The 18,834-nt window shown below is 64.9% G+C and carries 16 protein-coding genes; 13 read left to right on the top strand and 3 right to left on the bottom strand.

Features of this window, described 5'->3' with window-relative positions:
* Positions 1-102: 102 nt before the first annotated feature.
* Complete coding sequence (locus J1M81_RS11465; RefSeq protein WP_032365187.1) at positions 103-606, bottom strand: DUF2505 domain-containing protein; 504 nt, start codon at positions 604-606, stop codon at positions 103-105.
* A 45-nt stretch (positions 607-651) separates the two neighbouring features.
* The gene (locus J1M81_RS11460; RefSeq protein WP_032386177.1) at positions 652-1,161 is read right to left on the bottom strand and encodes a DUF2505 domain-containing protein; all 510 of its coding nucleotides are present in this window, start codon (positions 1,159-1,161) and stop codon (positions 652-654) included.
* Between the two features lie 58 nt (positions 1,162-1,219).
* Here J1M81_RS11460 and J1M81_RS11455 point away from each other — a divergent pair, with 58 nt between their 5' ends.
* From J1M81_RS11455 to J1M81_RS11445, 3 genes are all read left to right on the top strand, one after another.
* On the top strand, positions 1,220-2,236 hold the full coding sequence (locus J1M81_RS11455; RefSeq protein WP_206498043.1) for a UDP-N-acetylmuramate dehydrogenase: 1,017 nt from the start codon (positions 1,220-1,222) through the stop codon (positions 2,234-2,236).
* Between the two features lie 61 nt (positions 2,237-2,297).
* On the top strand, positions 2,298-3,848 hold the full coding sequence (locus J1M81_RS11450) for an MBL fold metallo-hydrolase (RefSeq protein ID WP_027498380.1): 1,551 nt from the start codon (positions 2,298-2,300) through the stop codon (positions 3,846-3,848).
* 86 nt (positions 3,849-3,934) lie between these two features.
* On the top strand, positions 3,935-5,209 hold the full coding sequence (locus J1M81_RS11445; protein WP_371831577.1) for an Ig-like domain-containing protein: 1,275 nt from the start codon (positions 3,935-3,937) through the stop codon (positions 5,207-5,209).
* Positions 5,210-5,266: 57 nt separating this feature from the next.
* Here the strand turns inward: J1M81_RS11445 and J1M81_RS11440 are convergent, their stop codons facing one another.
* Positions 5,267-6,022: an SDR family NAD(P)-dependent oxidoreductase gene (locus J1M81_RS11440; protein WP_027498379.1), complete on the bottom strand. Its 756-nt coding sequence runs from the start codon at positions 6,020-6,022 to the stop codon at positions 5,267-5,269.
* A 332-nt stretch (positions 6,023-6,354) separates the two neighbouring features.
* On the opposite strand from J1M81_RS11440, the gene J1M81_RS11435 reads away from it, so the two are divergent.
* The 10 genes from J1M81_RS11435 (at position 6,355) to J1M81_RS11390 (ending at position 18,783) form a co-directional block, all read left to right on the top strand.
* Positions 6,355-7,680, top strand: a complete 1,326-nt coding sequence (locus tag J1M81_RS11435; protein WP_027498378.1) for an ROK family transcriptional regulator — start codon at positions 6,355-6,357, stop codon at positions 7,678-7,680.
* 11 nt (positions 7,681-7,691) lie between these two features.
* Positions 7,692-8,540 (top strand): alpha/beta fold hydrolase, encoded by an 849-nt coding sequence (locus J1M81_RS11430; RefSeq protein ID WP_037219556.1) that lies wholly within the window; start codon positions 7,692-7,694, stop codon positions 8,538-8,540.
* A gap of 67 nt (positions 8,541-8,607) precedes the next feature.
* Positions 8,608-9,936 (top strand): D-inositol-3-phosphate glycosyltransferase, encoded by a 1,329-nt coding sequence (gene mshA / locus J1M81_RS11425; protein WP_027498376.1) that lies wholly within the window; start codon positions 8,608-8,610, stop codon positions 9,934-9,936.
* Positions 9,933-10,439, top strand: coding sequence for a YbjN domain-containing protein (locus J1M81_RS11420; protein WP_032365194.1), 507 nt, complete (start codon positions 9,933-9,935; stop codon positions 10,437-10,439). The genes mshA and J1M81_RS11420 overlap by 4 nt, the downstream gene beginning before the upstream one ends.
* A gap of 57 nt (positions 10,440-10,496) precedes the next feature.
* Positions 10,497-11,927 (top strand): nucleobase:cation symporter-2 family protein, encoded by a 1,431-nt coding sequence (locus tag J1M81_RS11415; protein WP_051365276.1) that lies wholly within the window; start codon positions 10,497-10,499, stop codon positions 11,925-11,927.
* 75 nt (positions 11,928-12,002) lie between these two features.
* A complete protein-coding gene (locus J1M81_RS11410) occupies positions 12,003-13,094 on the top strand; it encodes a BMP family protein (RefSeq protein WP_237606398.1) in 1,092 nt (363 codons plus the stop codon).
* A gap of 18 nt (positions 13,095-13,112) precedes the next feature.
* Entirely contained in the window at positions 13,113-14,615 is a 1,503-nt protein-coding gene (locus tag J1M81_RS11405) for an ABC transporter ATP-binding protein (protein WP_027498373.1), read from the top strand.
* Positions 14,608-15,828, top strand: coding sequence for an ABC transporter permease (locus J1M81_RS11400; protein ID WP_032365197.1), 1,221 nt, complete (start codon positions 14,608-14,610; stop codon positions 15,826-15,828). The genes J1M81_RS11405 and J1M81_RS11400 overlap by 8 nt, the downstream gene beginning before the upstream one ends.
* Positions 15,825-17,093, top strand: a complete 1,269-nt coding sequence (locus tag J1M81_RS11395) for an ABC transporter permease (RefSeq protein ID WP_027498372.1) — start codon at positions 15,825-15,827, stop codon at positions 17,091-17,093. Before J1M81_RS11400 ends, J1M81_RS11395 begins: the two co-directional genes overlap by 4 nt.
* Before the next feature lie 100 nt (positions 17,094-17,193).
* Positions 17,194-18,783 carry an AMP-binding protein gene (locus tag J1M81_RS11390; RefSeq protein ID WP_027498371.1) on the top strand — a complete coding sequence of 530 codons (1,590 nt, stop codon included), beginning with the start codon at positions 17,194-17,196 and terminating at the stop codon, positions 18,781-18,783.
* Positions 18,784-18,834: the final 51 nt, after the last annotated feature.

The following is an 18,834-nucleotide window of genomic DNA, read 5'->3' as shown; positions in this document are numbered from 1 at the left end:
GTGCCGCGAGTGATGACGCCTTCAGCAGGAGTGGAGCCTGCGGAACGACCCGGATGGGGAGTGGAGCCTGCGGAACGACCCCGGTGAGGAGGCTTCAGTGGGCTAGGCGTTCTTCTCGAGCCAGGTCGCGGTCACTTCGCCCTCGCCGCGCCACAGGTCGATGAGGTTGACGAGCATCAGCTGTTCGAGTTTGCCGCCGATGAACGGCAGGAACACCTTGGCCTCGGAGGACGTGCGCAGCGTCGAGCCACCGTTGGTGGGGAACAGCGAGGTGGTGCCCTTGAGTGAGCCGGGTCCGGCCGGAATCGACGCGTCGTAGTGCCCCGCCGTGGTTTCCCCGTACGCGTCGAAATGCACGTTGCGGGTGATGACCATGTCTTTCTTCATTACCGTCTGTGCGATGTCGGGCAGTTCGGTACGGGGGATGACGTGGTGCATCACGATGTCGATTCCGGCGTCGGACACCTCGAAGCTCTTCAGCTCGTTCTCCGAATACTTACGCATCTCCTCGATGCGCGCGTCCCAGTGCTCGCGACTGGACAGCGCTGCATAGACCTGCTGCGTCGAGTGGGTGAACCGGGCGGAGTAGTTCATTCGGCGAGCCATAGTGCGCCAGGTTACCCAGGAGTGGAGCCTGCGGAACGACCAGGCTCAGCTGCTTGCTTGCGCGGCGATCCAGTTACCGGTGAAGTCCTGCTCGTTGTCGATGAGCGAGAGGACCTGCTCGCTGATCATCGCTTCGATCTTCCCGCCGAAGATGGGGACCTTGACCTCGGTGGTGCCGGCCAGAGCGACGGTGGTCGTCTCGCCCTTGCCGTCGAGGGTGGTGGTGCCGGTGATGCGTGCGGGTGCTCCTTCGACGGTGGCTCCGAAAGTGCCCGCGGCGTGGGTGCCGTCGAACTGTCCCCAGCTCTCGGTGCGTTCGATGATGAGGTCGCCCTTCTTGAAGGCGGTGACCGCGGACGGCAGCTCTTCTTCGGGGACCGACTGGGTCATGACGACGTCGATGGTGCCGTCGCCGACGGTGACGCTCTTCAAGCTGGCACCGGGGCCGCCGATCTGCTCGATGCGGTCCTTCCAGTACTGCTCGGACGTCAGCGCTGCGTGGACCTTGTCGGCGGAGGCGGGCACAGTCGAGCTGTGCTCAATAGGGCGAGGCATCCCCGCAGGTTACCGGGTGACTGAGGACGTTCGTGCGCGACCGGTAGCGTGAGAGTCCGTGCCTACTGCAATTTCCGAACTCACCACCATCCGGGTGGGCGGCCCAGCCCGTGAATTCACCGTCGCGACGAACGCTGACGAGTTGGTCTCCCTGGTGCGTGACGCGGACCGTGCAGGGACGGATGTGCTGGTCATCGGCGGCGGATCCAACCTGGTCGTCGGCGACGACGGGTTCGACGGCCGGGTGGTTCGGGTGACTGGCTCGCGGTTGGAGATCGACGGCGAGCGGGTGACCGTGGACGCCGGTGTCGAGTGGGATGCCGTCGTACAGGCGACGATAGATGCCGGGCTGTCCGGGATGGAAGCGCTGTCGGGGATTCCTGGAACGACGGGCGCGACGCCCATTCAGAACGTCGGGGCCTACGGCGCGTCGACGTCGGAATTGCTGCACAGCCTCACCGTCTACGACCGGCAGACGCAAGAGACGGCAGTGTGGACGCCGGAGCAGTGCGGATTCGGAACGCATCGGTCGTCGGTGTTCAAGCGATCGTCGCGCTACGTGATTCTGGACGTGACGTTCGCGCTGAAGAAGACCACCGAATCGCTGCCGGTGCGCTACGCGGCGTTGTCGGAGCGGCTCGATGTGCAGATCGGCGACGTCGTTCCGGTACCGGACGTACGTGCAGCAGTGCTCGCGCTGCGCGGTGAACGTGGGATGGTGCTCGACGCGGCCGATCACGACACGTGGAGCGTGGGGTCGTTCTTCCTCAACCCGGTGTTGCCGGAGGTGCCGGAGCAGGCAACCCACGCGCCGAGCTTCCCCGATCCGGCCGGCACGAAGATTCCGGCCGCCTGGCTCATTCAGAACTCGGGATTCCCTCGGGGCTACGGCACCGAGTTCGGCCGCGGTACTGCGGCCCTGTCGACCAAACATGTACTCGCGATCACCAACCGGGGTGGGGCCACCGCGTCGGACATCATGGCTCTTGCCGCGCACGTCCGAGACGGTGTGCGAGAGAAGTTCGGGGTCACGCTGACCCCCGAGTGTGACCTCGTCAACTGCGCTCCGGGTTAGGGACGCTCGAAACGGCGCATACGATGGAGATTCGAGAGTTCGGCTCGTAGGAGGTAAGTCAGTGCAGGTCACCAGCGTGGGGCACGCGGGATTCCATATTCGGACCGAGGCGGGGAGCATCCTGTGCGATCCGTGGGTGAACCCGTCCTTCTACGCGTCGTGGTTCCCTTTCCCCGACAACTCGGGCCTGGACTGGGACGAGTTGGGTGATTGCGATTACCTCTACGTCTCGCACCTGCACAAGGATCACTTCGATCCCCGCAACCTGGCCGAACACGTCAACAAGGACGCGACGGTCCTGCTGCCGGACTACCCGGTGCTCGATCTCAAGCACGAGCTGGAGAAGCTCGGCTTCCACAAGTTCTACGAGACCACCGACTCGGTCAAGCACACGCTGACCGGGCCCAAGGGCGATCTCGACATCATGATCATCGCGCTCCGCGCGCCTGCCGACGGCCCGATCGGCGACTCCGGCCTGGTGGTGTCCGACGGGAAGACCGTCGCGTTCAACATGAACGACGCGCGGCCGGTGGACCTGGACATGATGACCGAGCAATTCGGTCCGGTCGACGTCCACATGCTGCAGTATTCGGGCGCGATCTGGTACCCGATGGTCTACGACATGGTCTCGCGTGCGAAGCGGAACTTCGGTATCCAGAAGCGTCAGCGACAGATGGATCGTGCGCGTCAGTACATCGAGCAGGTCGGCTCCACGTGGGTCATTCCGTCGGCGGGCCCGCCGTGTTTTCTCGATGACGAACTGCGCTCGCTCAACGACGTCTACGGCGACCCGGCCAACGTGTTCCCGGACCAGATGGTGTTTCTCGAGCAGATGCGCCTGCACGGTCACGACAAGGGTCTGCTGATGATTCCGGGCACGACGGCCACGTTCGAGGGTTCGGATCTGAAGTCCCACGAGCATCCCATCCCCACGGCCGACGCCGAAGCCATCTTCACCACCGGCAAAGCCGACTACATCGAGGCCTACGCCCAGCGTCAGGCGTCGGTGATCGCAGCCGAGAAGGCCGGCTGGGCACCGGCCGAGGGCGAGCCGCTGCTCGAGCCGCTGCGCGGACTGTTCGAGCCGATCATGGCGCAGACGGATCTGATCTGTGATGGCATCGGCTACCCCGTCGGGATCACGATGGGTGACGAGACGGTTGTGCTGGACTTCCCGAAAAGGATTGTCCGAGAGCCTATCTCGAACGAGAAATTCCGTTACAGCTTCACCATCCCGCCGGAACTCGTACGCACCGCAGTGCGTGATCAGGAGCCGGACTGGGTCAACTCGATCTTCCTGTCCACGCGGTTCCGTGCTCGACGGGTCGGCGGGTACAACGAGTTCCTGTACACGTTTTTCAAGTGCCTCACCGACGAACGCATCGCCTACGCCGACGGCTGGTTCTCCGAGGCGCACGACGACACGGCCACCATCACGATGGGCGGCTACGAAATTCAACGTCGCTGCCCGCACCTGAAGGCGGACCTGACGAAGTTCGGCATCGTCGAGGGCAACAAGCTCACCTGCAACCTGCACGGCTGGGACTGGAACCTGGACTCGGGCCGCTGCCTGACGTCGAAGGGACACGAGCTGCGCTCGCAGAAGCTCTGACTCGTCGTCGACGGTTCGCTGTGAGACTGCCCCCAAAAACAGTGGGAAAAGTGGGGTAGTTCGCAGACGCAGGTACGTTGGACAACGTGCATGAGCAGGTAGAACAGACAAAACGGACGCGCATGGTGTGGTTGGTCACCGTGCTCGTCGCACTGGTTGCGCTCGTGGCGGGCTGCACCGTCGGATCGGGCGACAAGAGCCCCGGTGCTTCGGCACCGACGACCGAGGCAGCGCCCGTCGCGCAGATCACGCAGAACCCGGCCGAAGGTGCCACCGACGTCAGCCCGGTGGCACCGATCTCGGTGTCGGTGACGAACGGAACGCTCACCCAGGTCGAGTTGACGAACCCGGACGGCAAGGTCGTTCAGGGGGCACTGGCACCCGACAAGGCGTCCTACGCCGTCACCGAGCCACTCGGGTACGGGGTGAAATACACGTGGTCCGGTTCCGCCGTCGGCGCGGACAACAAGACCGTGCCGATCGAGGGCAGCTTCACCACCGTCGAACCGGACAGCCGCACCTCGGTGAGCACCAACATCGGCGACGGCCAGGAAGTCGGCATTGCAGCGCCGATCATCCTGCAGTTCGACTCGGCGATCGAGGACAAGGCAGCCGTCGAGAAGGCGCTGACCGTCACCACCAACCCGCCGACGCCCGGTGCCTGGGCGTGGTTCCCCGACGACAACGGCTCGCGCATCCACTGGCGTCCCACCAACTACTGGACGCCCGGCACGACGGTCTCGGTGAACGCCAAGCTCTACGGCGTGAACTACGGCGACGGTGCCTACGGGGCCGACGACGTCACCCTCAACTTCAGCATCGGACGCAGCCAGGTCGTCGTCGCCGACGCCACCAGCCACCGCATGCAGGTGGTGCGCGACGGCGCGACGATCATGGACATTCCCGTCAGCTACGGCGAGGGCAACGAGGATCGCAACGTCACCCGCAGCGGCATCCACGTCGTCACCGAGAAGCACGAGGACTTCCTGATGTCGAACCCGCCGTTCTACGAGAACGTGCGCGAACGCTGGGCGGTGCGCATCTCCAACAATGGCGAGTTCATCCACGCCAACCCACTGACCACCGGCGTGCAGGGTGCATCGAACGTCACGAACGGATGTATCAACCTCTCGACCGAGGACGCGCAGCAGTACTTCGGCACGGCGATGTACGGCGACCCGGTGGAGGTCACCGGCACCCGCATCGACCTCTCCGCAGCGGACGGTGACCTGTACGACTGGGCCATCGACTGGCCGACGTGGGAGTCGATGTCGGCGCTCCCTGCCGGCGGGGCACCAGCTACGACGACGCCTGCGACAACGGCACCCGCGACGACAACGGCACCTGCGCCCGCTGGGTAGAGCGCTGCGCATGTGAGTGGAACCTCGTAGCCCACTACGAAGTTCCACTCACATGGGTTACTTACGGGAGAAGCGCCCCGGACCGGCCTGATCGCGTGGCTTGATGATGATCTGGTCGAGATTGACGTGCGACGGGCGGGAGGCGACGAAGCCGATCACTTCGGCGATGTCGCTTGCGACCAACGGCGTGATGCCCTGGTAGACCGCGTCGGCCTTGGCCGCGTCGCCGTCGAAGCGGACGAGTGAGAATTCGGTTTCCACGGCACCCGGTGCGACCTCGGTCAACCGCACCGGTTTGCCGAGCAGCTCGCCGCGCAGCGTCCGATGCAGTACGGCCTGAGCATGTTTGGCGGAGGTGTATCCCGAGCCGTTGTCGTAGGCCTCGAATGCCGCGACGGAGGTGATGGTGACGATCAGGCCGTCGCCGGAATCGATCAGCTTGGGCAGCAACGCTTTCGTGACGCGGAGTGTGCCGAGAACGTTGGTCTCCCACATCCAGCGCCAGTCGTCGAGGTCGGCGTCGATCACCGGGGCCAATCCCTTTGCGCCACCGGCATTGTTGATCAGGACGTCGACGCGGGGGATGACGGCGGTGAAGGCGGCCACCGAATCCTCGTCCGTCACATCGAGTTCCAGGGCGGTGCCGCCGATCTCCGAGGCCAGTTCTTCGAGTCGGTCGAGCCTGCGTGCGCCGATGACGACGTGGAATCCGTCGGCGGCGAGCTGGCGCGCAGTGGCCGCGCCGATGCCGGAACTCGCTCCGGTGACGACGGCGATGCGGGTATCGGGTGCGATGTGTTCGGGCGAGGTCATGGAGAAATTCTAGTTCGGGAGAAACAGCGCATCCGGACGGGCCCGACTGGACAATCGGGCTTCGAGTGCTAATTTTGGGTTCATGTCCGCCAGCGAGACCACCGCGATGCGGGTCACCTATGTGACCGCGTCCCTCGGGTCTCGCCTCCCGCTTCCTCGGGAATCGTGTTGTCTCGGCCAAGGAACCTGTCTCTAGCCTTCTCGCGCTACGGGCAGTCGATTCGCGTGACGTGGACCTCCCCGGTCTGCCTCACCCCTTGACCTGCATCACTTCGCTCTTTCGTCGACGTTGCACACGAGACGAAGGTTTTCACTGCTGAGGAACACGACGGATGTCCGTATCCACGCTGCACCACCACTCTCGCCCCACCGCGCTGCGCTCGCCGGCGCGGTCCACCTCCCACACCCCGCTGCGATCGCGAGTCCAGCTCGTCGCGCCCGATCTTCGGATTGCCGACAGTCCCGCGGCGTCGGTACTGCGGGTCGCATGCGTCGAGGGCCCGATCTCGCGTGACAGTGCCGCACGCACAACGGGTTTGAGCATTGCCACGGTCAATCGTCAGGTCTCTGCTCTGCTCGGCGTCGGATTGCTGCGCGAGCGCGCGGACCTCACGGCCGCCGGTGCGATCGGACGCCCCCGCGTGCCGTTCGAGGTCAATCACGAGCCGTTCTCGACCATCGGGATCCATATCGGTGCCGTCGTCACCGGGATCATCGTCAGCGACCCGCGCGGAAAGATCCTGGGGGCTGTGGAGATTCCCACGCCCAGCGGGTCCGCCGATGCGGCGCTAGCCTCGATCACCCGCAGCGCCGGGGCCTTCGCCGGCAGATGGCATCGGCGCACCCCACTGTGGGTGGGGGTTGCCCTCGGCGGCCGTGTCGACACGACGACCGGCACCGTTGATCATCCGCGTCTGGGCTGGGAGAACGCCCAGGTGGCGGGCGTCATCGGCGGTGGGTTGGGGCTACCGATCTCTGTTTCCGGCCACGTCGAAGCGATGGCGGCGTCGGAACTTCTGCTCGCGCCCCGCGTATTGGACGCCGCTGCTCCGCCGAGCAGCACCGGCACCTCGCTCTACTTCTATGCACGCGAAAGCGCAGGCATGGCGCTGACGATCGACGGCCGCGTGCACACTCCGTCCAGCGGACCCGGGTCGATCGCTCACCTGCCCACCGGCTCGTCGGTGCTGTGCAGCTGCGGCAACCGGGGCTGCCTCGAAGCGGCCGTCAGCGATCGCGCGATCGTGACCGCGGCGATCGACCGCAAAATTTTCGCGAGCGTAGCCCGCGGAGCGACCCATACGACTGCCCCGCAACCCCGGCCGACTATCTCCGCTGTGTACCGAGCCGCGACCGACGGCTCGGAGGCGGCCCGGGAATTGCTCGTCGAACGGGCCGTCACGTTGGGTCGGACGGTCGCCCTGTTACGCGACATGTTCAATCCGGATCGAGTGGTACTTGGTGGCCAGGCGTTCACGGCGTATCCCGCCGGGATTCCGCACGTGGGGGAGGCCTTCGCGGCCAATTCGACGTTGCCGCGCAGGGACATTCGGGTCACCGGATTCGGCGACCGGGTGCAGGAATTCGCCGCAACGGTGGTTTCGCTCAGTTCCCTGTACTCGGATCCACTGGCCTCGATGCGCCGAGCAGCCGCGTAAGTTGACCCCACATGAGCACCCCTGCAGCAGGACCGGTTCGGCAGGCCACCGGCATCGACGGAACGAACATCGTCTACCGGGTCACCGGTGACCCGGCGGCGAGACCGCTGGTTTTGCTGCACGGGTGGGCGCAGAGTTCGGCGTGCTGGGGCGACGGGCTGCTGGCCGATCTGTCCTCGCGCTACCGCGTCGTTGCTGTCGACCTGCGTGGCCACGGTTACTCCGATGCCCCCGAGGCCGGATACGACGACTCGAAGGTCTGGGCCGGGGACGTGGCCGCGGTGCTCGACGCCGAGAACATCACGGCAGGCGCAGTGCTGCTGGGGTGGTCATACGGCGGGCTGGTGATCTGCGATTATCTCGCGACCCACGGCTCGGACGCGATCGCGGGCATCGTGCTCGTCGGCGCGATCACGAGTATCGGCAGAGGCGAGGCAGGCGGACGGGTGGGTACGGCCATGCGGGCGGCGATCCCCGGGGCGATGGCCGAAGAACCGCGTATCGCGATCAAGGCACTGGGTAGTTTCGGTAACGCGTTGACGGGTCCTGTGGAAGGAAAAGGCACCGAGGCGCAGGCCCTGTTCGGGTTGACCCTGTCCACCCGGCCGCGGGTTCGCGCCGCGTTGTTCGATCGCACCGTCGGCCACGACGAGCTGCTGCGCAACCTCGATATCCCCGCCTTCGTGCTGCACGGAACCGACGACACCGTCGTCGATGTCTCGGCCGGTCGGCACGCCGCGGACCTCATTCCCGGAGCCGGCGCGTCGTACTGGGACGGCGTCGACCACGGCCCGTTCGTCGCCGATCCTGAGCGCTTTCTCGGCGAGGTGAGCGAATTCGTCGACGGTCTGGACGGGTGAGCAAAAGCGCAGGCCGTGCGAAGCGGCAGACGTGGCGACGTAATGTGGAGGCGTGCACGCTGAAGAAGTGACTGGACGCCGGCTGAACAGGGTCGCTGTGTTGTCCTTGCATACCTCCCCGCTGGCGCAGCCCGGAACGGGCGATGCCGGGGGAATGAACGTCTACGTACTGCAGAGCGCCAAGCAGTTGGCCGAACGCGGCGTCGAGGTCGAGATATTCACCCGCGCGACGTCGTCGAGCGATGCGCCGGTCGTCGAGGCCGCTCCCGGGGTGCTGGTACGCAACATCGTCGCGGGGCCGTTCGAGGGTCTGGACAAACACGACCTGCCCACTCAACTGTGTGCGTTCGCGGCCGGGGTGCTCCGCGAGGAAGCTCGGCACGAGCCCGGCTACTACGACCTGGTTCATTCGCACTACTGGCTGTCGGGTCAGGTGGGGTGGTTGGCGCGTGATCGCTGGGGAGTGCCGTTGGTGCACACGGCGCACACCCTCGCCGCCGTCAAGAACGCGTCCCTGGCTCAGGGCGATGCACCCGAGCCCGCGGCCCGTCAGATCGGTGAGCAGCAGGTGGTCGCCGAGGCCGATCGATTGATCGCCAACACCACCGAGGAAGCGAAATCGCTCGTCGAGATCTACGGGGCTCGGCAGGAGTCGATCGACGTGGTTGCCCCGGGAGCCGATCTGGCGCAATACAATCCGGGAGACAAGCGGGCTGCACGTGCCGCACTCGGACTCTCGCAGGACGAGGCCGTAGTCGCGTTCGTCGGGCGGATCCAACCGCTCAAGGCCCCCGACGTTCTGGTCGCTGCGGCTGCCGAAGTGCTGCAACGACATCGGAGCATGCCGCTGCGGATCCTGATCGTCGGCGGACCGTCCGGCAGCGGGTTGGACCGACCCGACAGTCTGATCGATCTGGCCGATACGCTCGGGATCACCCCGCACGTGACGTTCATGCCGCCGCAGCCGTCCGCTCGCCTGGCGCAGGTGTACCGAGCCGCCGATCTCGTGGCGGTGCCGAGCTACAACGAATCGTTCGGCCTGGTGGCGATCGAAGCCCAGGCCTGTGGAACACCGGTCGTCGCAGCAGATGTCGGCGGGCTCGGTGTCGCTGTGCGATCCGGTGAAACCGGGCGACTGGTGCAGGGACACCGCATCACGGACTGGGCCGACGCATTGGCGTCGATGCTCGTCGATCGAGCGGCGTTGTCCGAGATGGCAATTGCCGCACCGCTCCATGCGCGAAACTTCTCGTGGGAACACACCGCGGACGGCCTGATCGAGAGCTACCGGCAGGCCCGATTCCACTTCGATCGAGGCGAGGCACCGAGTGAATTCTCACCGCGACGAGTCCGAGGATTGTCGAAATTGCGCAGATCGGGAGCAGTGACCGCATGAGCGAAACCGCCGAACTGATCGACCGGGTCCTGAAGGATCGCGAACTGGACTACACGCGGCGCGGCGAGGTGTTCACCGTCGAACTGCCCGGCGAACGCAAACTGAAGACGACGACGATGTTGACCGTCGGACACCACGGGGTGCGCATCGAGGCGTTCGTCTGCCGCAAGCCCGACGAGAACTTCGAGGGCGTCTACAAATACCTGCTGCGTCGCAACCGCCGGCTGTACGGAGTGCATTACACGATCGACAAGGTCGGTGACATCTACTTGGTGGGCCGAATGTCGTTGCGCGCCGTCGACGGTGACGAACTCGATCGGATCTTCGGTCAGACCCTCGAGGCCGCCGACGGCGACTTCAACGTGTTGCTCGAGCTGGGTTTCGCGGAGTCGATCAAGCGCGAATGGGCCTGGCGTGTGTCACGCGGTGAATCGCTCGCGAATCTGAAGGCGTTCGAGCACCTGGTGGCCAGTGGCAGCAGCGACGAGCCGGAACATCCGTAACTCGCCGGAAACGGCTGGGTATTGCCCTTGGTAACGTCCGGTTCCTAGCCTGAGGTCATGACCAGGCCCGAGGACACTCGCCCGCCGCTGCTGCAGATGTTCGGTTACGGCATGCAGCACATCCTGTCCATGTTCGGCGGTGTCATCGCCGTCCCGATCATCGTGGGCGGAGCAGCGGGACTGTCCGGGGCCGATCAAGCGCTGCTCATCTCGTGCGCGCTGTTCGTCAGTGGCGTCGCGACCGTGCTGCAGACCGTCGGAGTGCCCTTCTTCGGCTCGCAACTGCCGCTGGTGCAAGGCATCTCGTTTGCATCGGTGTCGACGGTGCTGACCATCATCGGCAGCGCGGAGGACGGTAGAACCGGGCTCCGCACGGTCCTCGGGGCCGTCCTGGTGGCCGCGCTGATCGGTTTGGCCATCGCCCCGTTCTTCTCGAAGATCGTCCGCTTCTTCCCACCCCTGGTGACCGGAAGCATCATCACCGTCATCGGGCTGTCGCTGATGCCGGTCGCCGCACGCTGGATCACCGGCCAGGAAATGGTGGGCGGTGCGCCGAACCCCCAGTACCTGGACCCCGGCAACATCGGACTGGCGATGTTCACCCTGCTCGCGGTGCTGGTGATGACCAAGATCAAGGTGCTCTCGCGCCTGTCCATCCTGCTCGGGCTCGTCGTCGGGACGATCGCAGCACTGATCGTGGGCAAGACGGACTTCGGCGGCGTCGGGGATGCCGCGGTGGTCGCGGTGCCCACCCCGTTCGCCTTCGGCTCGCCGATCTTCGCCGTCGGCGCGATCGTGTCGATGACGATCGTGATCCTGGTGGTGATGGTGGAGACCACGGCCGACATCCTGGCCGTGGGAGAGGTCGTCGGAACCGACGTCGACTCCCGACGTGTAGGCGACGGATTGCGCGCAGACATGGTCTCCTCGGCCGTCGCCCCCATCTTCAACACGTTCCCGGCGACGGCGTTCGCGCAGAACGTGGGTCTGGTGGCGATGACCGGTATCAAGAGCCGCTTCGTCGTGGCCCTGGGCGGCGGCGTGCTTGCGCTGCTGGGCCTTTCGCCGATTCTCGCGGCGGTCATCGGTGTCGTGCCGCTGCCGGTACTCGGAGGTGCCGGCATCGCGTTGTTCGGAACGGTCGCCGCCAGTGGAATCCGCACTCTCGGCAAGGTGAACTACGACAACAACTCCAACGTGGTGATCGTGGCGGTGACCTTGGCGTTCGGCCTGATTCCCGTTGTTGCGAGCGATTTCTGGGACGAATTCCCGGACTGGTTCGTCACCGTGTTCCACTCCGGAATCAGTGCCGCAAGCATTGTGGCAGTGGTGCTCAACGTATTCTTCAACGTATTCAAGCCCGGTGCGCCGTCGAATCCATCGGTGGTGGCAGCGGGCCCAGCAGTGATGGTGCGCGAGGACGAGGCCCGGGTACTCGGCGACGGCGGGACCTTGCCCGGCAAGGCCGCGCCCGACGAGAACACCTGAGTGAAATCCTGCGCACCCAGGTTCGCGCGGGTACCGTCCCGAAACAGACGAAACACATCGATATTGGAGGACATCTTGTCATTCGTTACCCGCACGAGTACGCGGAAGGCAGCACTCGGCGGCGTCGCGTCGCTCGGTGCCATCGCCCTCATCGCAGGCTGTGGATCCGCACCCGAGAACGAAGGATCGGGCGGGAGCGGCTCGAGTGACTTCCTGCCCTGCATGGTCTCCGACAGTGGCGGATTCGACGACAAATCCTTCAACCAGCTCGGATTCGAGGGACTGACCGAGGCCGCAAGCGAGCTCGGCGTCGAGCCGCGCACCGTCGAGTCCGCGTCGCCCACCGACTACGCCCCCAACATCAACAATCTCGTGGATCAGGGCTGCAACCTGATCGTCACCGTCGGATTCGACCTCGCCGACGCCACCAAGGTCGCGGCCGAGGCCAACTCCGACATCGATTTCGCGATCATCGACGACTCCACGATCGACCTCCCGAACGTCAAGCCGCTGACCTACGACGCGTCGCAGTCGGCATTCCTGGCCGGCTACGCCGCCGCCAGCTACAGCAAGACCGGAGTGGTCGGCACCTTCGGCGGCTCACAACTGCCGACCGTCACCATCTTCATGGACGGTTTCGCCGACGGCGTGAACTACTTCAACGAGCAGAAGGGCAAGGCGGTCCGGGTCATCGGCTGGGACGTGCCGTCCCAGAACGGCTCGTTCACCGGTGGATTCACCGCCAACGAGGTCGCCAAGAACACCGCCCAGGGCCTGATCGACCAAAATGCAGACGTTATCTTCCCGGTCGGTGGACCCATCTACCAGAGTGCGGCACAGGCCATTCGGGATTCCTCGCGTCCGGTGGCACTCATCGGTGCCGACGCGGACGTGTTCGAGTCGGACCCGTCGGTCGGCGATCTGCTGCTCACCTCGGTGACCAAGGGCCTCAAGACCAGTGTCGACGAGGTAGTGGCCAACTCCGGTGCAGACAAGTTCGACAACAGCCCGTACGTGGGCACGCTCGAGAACGACGGCGTCGGCATCGCGCCGTTCCACGACTTCGAGTCCCAGGTCGACCCCGCGCTGCAGGGCGAACTGGACACGATCAAGGCCGGCATCGTCGACGGGTCCATCACCGTCGAATCGCCGTCGGCACCCAAGTAGCCTCGGTCGTAAAGGGATATGAAGCTCGAACTTCGCGGTATAACCAAACGATTCGGCTCGTTGATCGCCAACGATCACATCGATCTGACGGTCGAATCCGGCGAGATCCACTGCCTCCTCGGTGAGAACGGTGCAGGCAAGTCCACGTTGATGAACGTGCTCAGCGGCCTGTACCGCGCCGAGGAGGGCCAGATCCTGCTCGACGACGTCGAGCAGAACTTCGCCGGACCGGGCGAGGCGATGACTGCAGGAATCGGCATGGTGCATCAGCACTTCATGCTCATTCCGGTGTTCACCGTGGCCGAGAACATCGTGCTCGGCAACGAAACCACCTCGCTCGGTGGACGACTTGACCTCGTGGCAGCACGAAAGCTGGTACGAGAAATATCCGCGAGGTTCGGCTTCGACCTCGACCCCGATGCTCTCGTCGACGATCTCCCCGTCGGCGTGCAGCAGCGGGTCGAGATCGTCAAGGCGCTCTCTCGAGAAGCCAAGGTGCTCGTGTTCGACGAGCCGACGGCCGTGCTGACGCCGCAGGAAACCGACGATCTGATGCGGATCATGCGGGAACTTGCGGCGTCGGGCACCACCATCGTGTTCATCACCCACAAGCTCCGTGAAGTACGCGAAGTAGCAGACAAGATCACCGTCATCCGGCTCGGCAAGGTCGTCGGCGAAGCGAAGCCGACGGCAGGCAACACCGAACTCGCCGCGTTGATGGTGGGACGTGATGTGCAGCTGACCGTTTCGAAGGAACCGGCCGAGCCGGGTGCTGCAGCATTGGTCGTCGAGAACCTGTCGGTGTTCGACGCCCAGGGCAACAAGACCGTCGACGACATCAGTCTCGAGGTCGCCGCGGGAGAAATCCTCGCCATTGCCGGCGTGCAGGGCAACGGGCAGACCGAATTCGTCGAGGCGCTACTCGGCTTGCAGGAGAACGTATCCGGAAAGATCGCCCTCGACGGTCGCTCTCTCGTCGGGGCGACAGTTCAGCAGGTGCTCGACGCCGGCGTCGGGTTCGTGCCCGAGGACCGGACCGTCGACGGCCTGGTGGGGGAGTTCTCGATTGCCGAGAACCTGATGCTCGACCGCTCCATCAGCGAGCCGTTCGTGCGGCGCGGAGCGGTACAGCGGGACTATCTCGACACGTTCGCGTCGGAGAAACTGACCGAATTCGACGTGCGGGCACCGGGAATCGGAACCGCCGTCGGACGCCTGTCCGGTGGTAACCAGCAGAAGGTGGTACTCGCACGCGAACTGAGCCGCGATCTGCGACTGTTCGTCGCCGCGCAGCCCACTCGCGGAATCGATGTGGGATCCATCGAATTCGTACACAAGCGCATCGTCGCCACCCGGGATTCGGGGATCCCGGTCATCGTGGTGTCGAGCGAACTGGACGAGGTCGCCGCACTGGCCGACCGCATAGCCGTCATGTATCGAGGAGCAATCGTGGGAATCGTCCCCGGGGATACGTCCCGCGAAACACTCGGATTGATGATGGGCGGCGAGCGCGGTGAGTGAGACCGAGCAGCCGTCGAAAGCTCATGTCGTACTTCGGCAGATCTTCACCGGCAGTGCCATCATCTCGGTTCTCGCGGTCCTGCTTGCGCTGATCGTCGGTGCCGTCCTCATTGCCGCGACCAATTCCGGCGTCCAGGAATCGGCAGGCTACTTCTTCTCCCGTCCGTCGGACATGCTGACGGCGATCTGGGATTCGGTGTCCGGCGCGTATTCGTCGCTGTTCCAGGGGTCGGTGTACAACTTCCGTCGTCCCGGGTTCGAGAACGGCATCCGGCCGTTGACCGAGACGTTGACGTTCGCGACACCGCTCATCGTCGCCGGACTCGGTGTGGCCCTTGCCTTTCGGGTCGGTATGTTCAACATCGGTGGTCGTGGCCAGATGCTGATCGCCGCCGCATGTGCGGGCTGGGTCGGTTTCGGGGTGAGCCTGCCCGCCGGCATCCATCTGCTGGTGGCCGTTGTCGCAGGCGTTGTCGGCGGCGCGGTCTGGGGTGGCATCGCCGGATTTCTCAAGGCCCGCACCGGTGCCCACGAGGTGATCGTCACGATCATGCTCAATTACGTTGCGTTCTATCTCATCTCGTACCTCCTGCGTACTCCCGGTGCGCTGCAGGCTCCGGGATCGAACAACCCCAAGACGGCCCCCATCGAATCGACGGCCGTGTTCCCGAAGCTGTTCGGCGACAAGTACAACCTGCATCTCGGATTCGTGCTGGTGATCCTCGTGACGGTCGCGGTGTGGTGGCTGCTCGAACGATCGAGCCTCGGATTCCGGTTCCGTGCCGTCGGTGAGAACCCGCACGCGTCACGCGTCGCCGGAATGAACGTCAACCGCATCTACCTCTACGCGATGATCCTGTCCGGAGCTCTCGTCGGCCTGGCCGGTGTCGCTCAGGTGCTCGGTACGGTCACCACCGGCTTCAGTGCCGACATCGACGCCGGTATCGGATTCGACGCCATCACCGTGGCCCTGCTCGGGCGATCCAAACCGTGGGGCGTCTTCTTCGCGGGAATCCTGTTCGGCGCGTTCAAGGCCGGCGGGTTCGCCATGCAGGCGGCCGAGGGCGTACCCATCGACATCGTGCTCGTCGTGCAGTCGGTGATCGTGCTGTTCATCGCCGCACCGCCGTTGGTGCGAGCGGTGTTCCGATTGCCCAAACCCGGTGAAGAGAAACTCGCCAAAGCCGAGACCGCGAAGGTGGGTGCACTGTGACCACCTCCGTCGACTCACCCGCAGAGACGGTCCTCGGTCGTAGTTGGAAGGTGCCCACGATCCTCGGGGTCGTGACACTGCTGGCGTTGGTGCTGTTCGTGGTCCGAAAAGGCTCAGGAACCAGTACATTCGCGCTGGCCTCGGAAGACGACTTCTTCGCCCTGCCCGCCGTCGGCGTACCGTCGTACGGTGCAGGCCTGGTCGTGGTCGTATTGCTGGCCGTCATCACCGGCTACGCGGCCCTGTTGGCGTCGCGTTACCGGTCGACGCCGCTGTGGCTGCTCGCCGTGTTCGCAGTGTTGTTCGTGTTCGGATTTCTCGCGTGGGCCGCGGACGGGGAGACGATCCCCGTACCCGGATTGCTCATCGGCGCAGTCGCTTTGAGCACACCGCTGATCTTCGGTGCGATGGGCGGAGTGATCTCCGAGCGTGTCGGCGTCATCAACATCGCCATCGAGGGGCAGCTGCTGGCAGGGGCTTTCGTCAGCGCCGTCGTCGCGTCGATCACCGGTTCGACCTACGTGGCCTTGCTCGCCGCTCTGGTCGCAGGCGCACTGACGGCGTCTCTGCTGGCCGTGTTCTCGATTCGCTACTTCGTCAATCAGGTCATCGTCGGTGTGGTGCTCAACGTGCTTGTCGTCGGACTGACGAGCTTCCTGTACTCGGTGGTGCTCACCAAGAACGCCGAGACGCTGAATTCGCCACCGCGCTTCGCGCGCATCGACATTCCGGTGCTCTCGCAGATTCCGATCCTCGGTCCGGTGCTGTTTCGACAGACACTGATCGTCTATTTGATGTACATCGCCGTGGCCCTGGTGTTCTTCGGTCTGTTCCATACCAAGTGGGGTCTGCGACTACGTGCCGTCGGTGAGCATCCGCAAGCCGCCGACACCGTCGGAATCAACGTGGCCCGAACGCGGTTCTGGAACGTCTGCCTCGCCGGTGCCATCGCCGGGCTCGGCGGTGCGTATTTCACGCTCGGGTCCGTCGGAGCCTTCGGCAAGGAGATGACCGCAGGTGCCGGCTACATCGCACTCGCCGCGGTCATCTTCGGCCGATGGGATCCGGTGCGCGCCACCCTGGCCGCATTGCTGTTCGGATTCGCGTCGAATCTGCAGAACGTACTGGGCATCATCGGGTCCCCGGTGCCGAGCGAGTTCATGCTGATGCTGCCGTACGTGGTCACCATTTTCGCCGTCGCCGGCCTGGTGGGCCACGTGCGAGGACCGGCCGCGGCGGGCAAACCGTACGCGTCCAGGAGTTGACGGTTTCGCCATCTGACTCAGCGGTAGGGTCGTAAGTCTGATGTGACCGCTTTCACTGTAAGGTTCGATCATTGTTGCCGCAGTTTTTCGAAGGAGAGCCATGAGCTTCCGCAGTCCCTTTCCCGACGTCGAGATCCCGAATCTGAGCGTCTACGACTTCCTGTTCGGGTCCATCGCCGAGTCCGATCTGGACAAGCCTGCGCTCATCGACGGCACGTCGGGTGACGTCACCACCTACAAGAGCCTGATCGGCCAGGTCGACGCGATCGCCGGGGCGCTCGCTGCCCGTGGGCTCGAGGTCGGCGACGTCGTCGGACTGCATTCGCCGAACGTCCCCGCATTCGCGTCGGTGCTGCACGGCATTCTGCGTGCCGGCGGAACTGCGACGACGATCAATGCGCTCTACACCGCCGAGGACATCGCCAAGCAGCTCACCGGCTCGGGCGCGAAGTTCCTGTTCACCGTCTCCCCGCTGTACCCGCAGGCCAAGGCCGCCGCGGATAAGGTGGGCATCGACGCCGATCACGTCATCGTGCTCGACGGCGCCGCGGGCCACCCGAGCCTGCGCGACCTGCTCACCCAGGGCGCACCTGCTCCCGAGGTCTCGTTCGATCCGGCCACGCACGTTGCCGTGCTGCCGTACTCGTCCGGCACGACGGGTGTGCCCAAGGGCGTCATCCTCACGCACCGCAACCTCGTCGCCAACGTGGCCCAGATGGAACCGCGCGTGGGCATCGACAGCAACGACGCGATCCTGGCGCTGCTGCCGTTCTTCCATATCTACGGCCTGACGGTGCTGCTCAACATCGCCCTCAAGCTGCGCGCGCACCTGGTGACGATGCCGAAGTTCGACCTCGTCGAGTTCCTGCGCATCATCCAGGACCAGAAGCTGACCTACCTGTTCATCGCCCCGCCGGTGGCCGTCGCGCTCGCCAAGCACCCGATGATCGATCAGTACGACCTCTCGAGCGTGCACACCATCTTCTCCGGCGCGGCCCCGTTGGACGAGGAGCTCGGCAAGGCCGTCGCCAAGCGCTTGAACACGCGGGTGCGTCAGGGCTACGGCATGAGCGAGCTCAGCCCGGTCAGCCACGCGATCCCGTTCGATCGCGACGACATGCCGCTCAGCTCGGTGGGCCAGCCACTGGCCAACACCGAGAACAAGCTCGTCGACCCGGGCACGCTCGAGGAAATCGAGCTGCCCACAGAGGGATTGAGCAAGCCGGGCGAGCTGTGGGTCAAGGGACCGAACGTGATGGCGGGATACCTGAACAATCCCTCCGCCACCGCGGAGACCCTCGACTCCGACGGTTACCTGCACACCGGCGACATCGCCGTCGCCGACCACGAGGGCGTCGTCTACATCGTCGACCGCCTCAAGGAACTGATCAAGTACAAGGGCTACCAGGTGCCCCCGGCGGAGCTCGAGGCGCTGCTGCTCACGCACGAGGAAATCGCCGACGCGGCCGTCATCGGTGTTCTCGACGACGAGGGCGAGGAAATCCCCAAGGCGTTCGTCGTCCGCCAGCAGGGTGCCACGATCGACGAAGAGGGCATCATCGCGTTCGTCGCCGAGCGCGTCTCCCCGCACAAGAAGGTTCGACGCGTCGAGTTCATCGACATCGTGCCGAAGTCTGCGGCCGGCAAGATTCTTCGTAAGGATCTGCGGGCAGCGGAGGCTGGAAAGTAAAACTCCGTTCCACGACAACACCCCGTCTCACACTCAGTGGGGCGGGGTGTT

The organism is Rhodococcus sp. KRD175 (assembly GCF_017168275.1).
Lineage (GTDB): Bacteria > Actinomycetota > Actinomycetes > Mycobacteriales > Mycobacteriaceae > Rhodococcoides > Rhodococcoides fascians.
The sequence above is the reverse complement of the archived record's forward strand: the minus strand, read 5'-3'. Positions and strand labels throughout refer to the sequence as shown.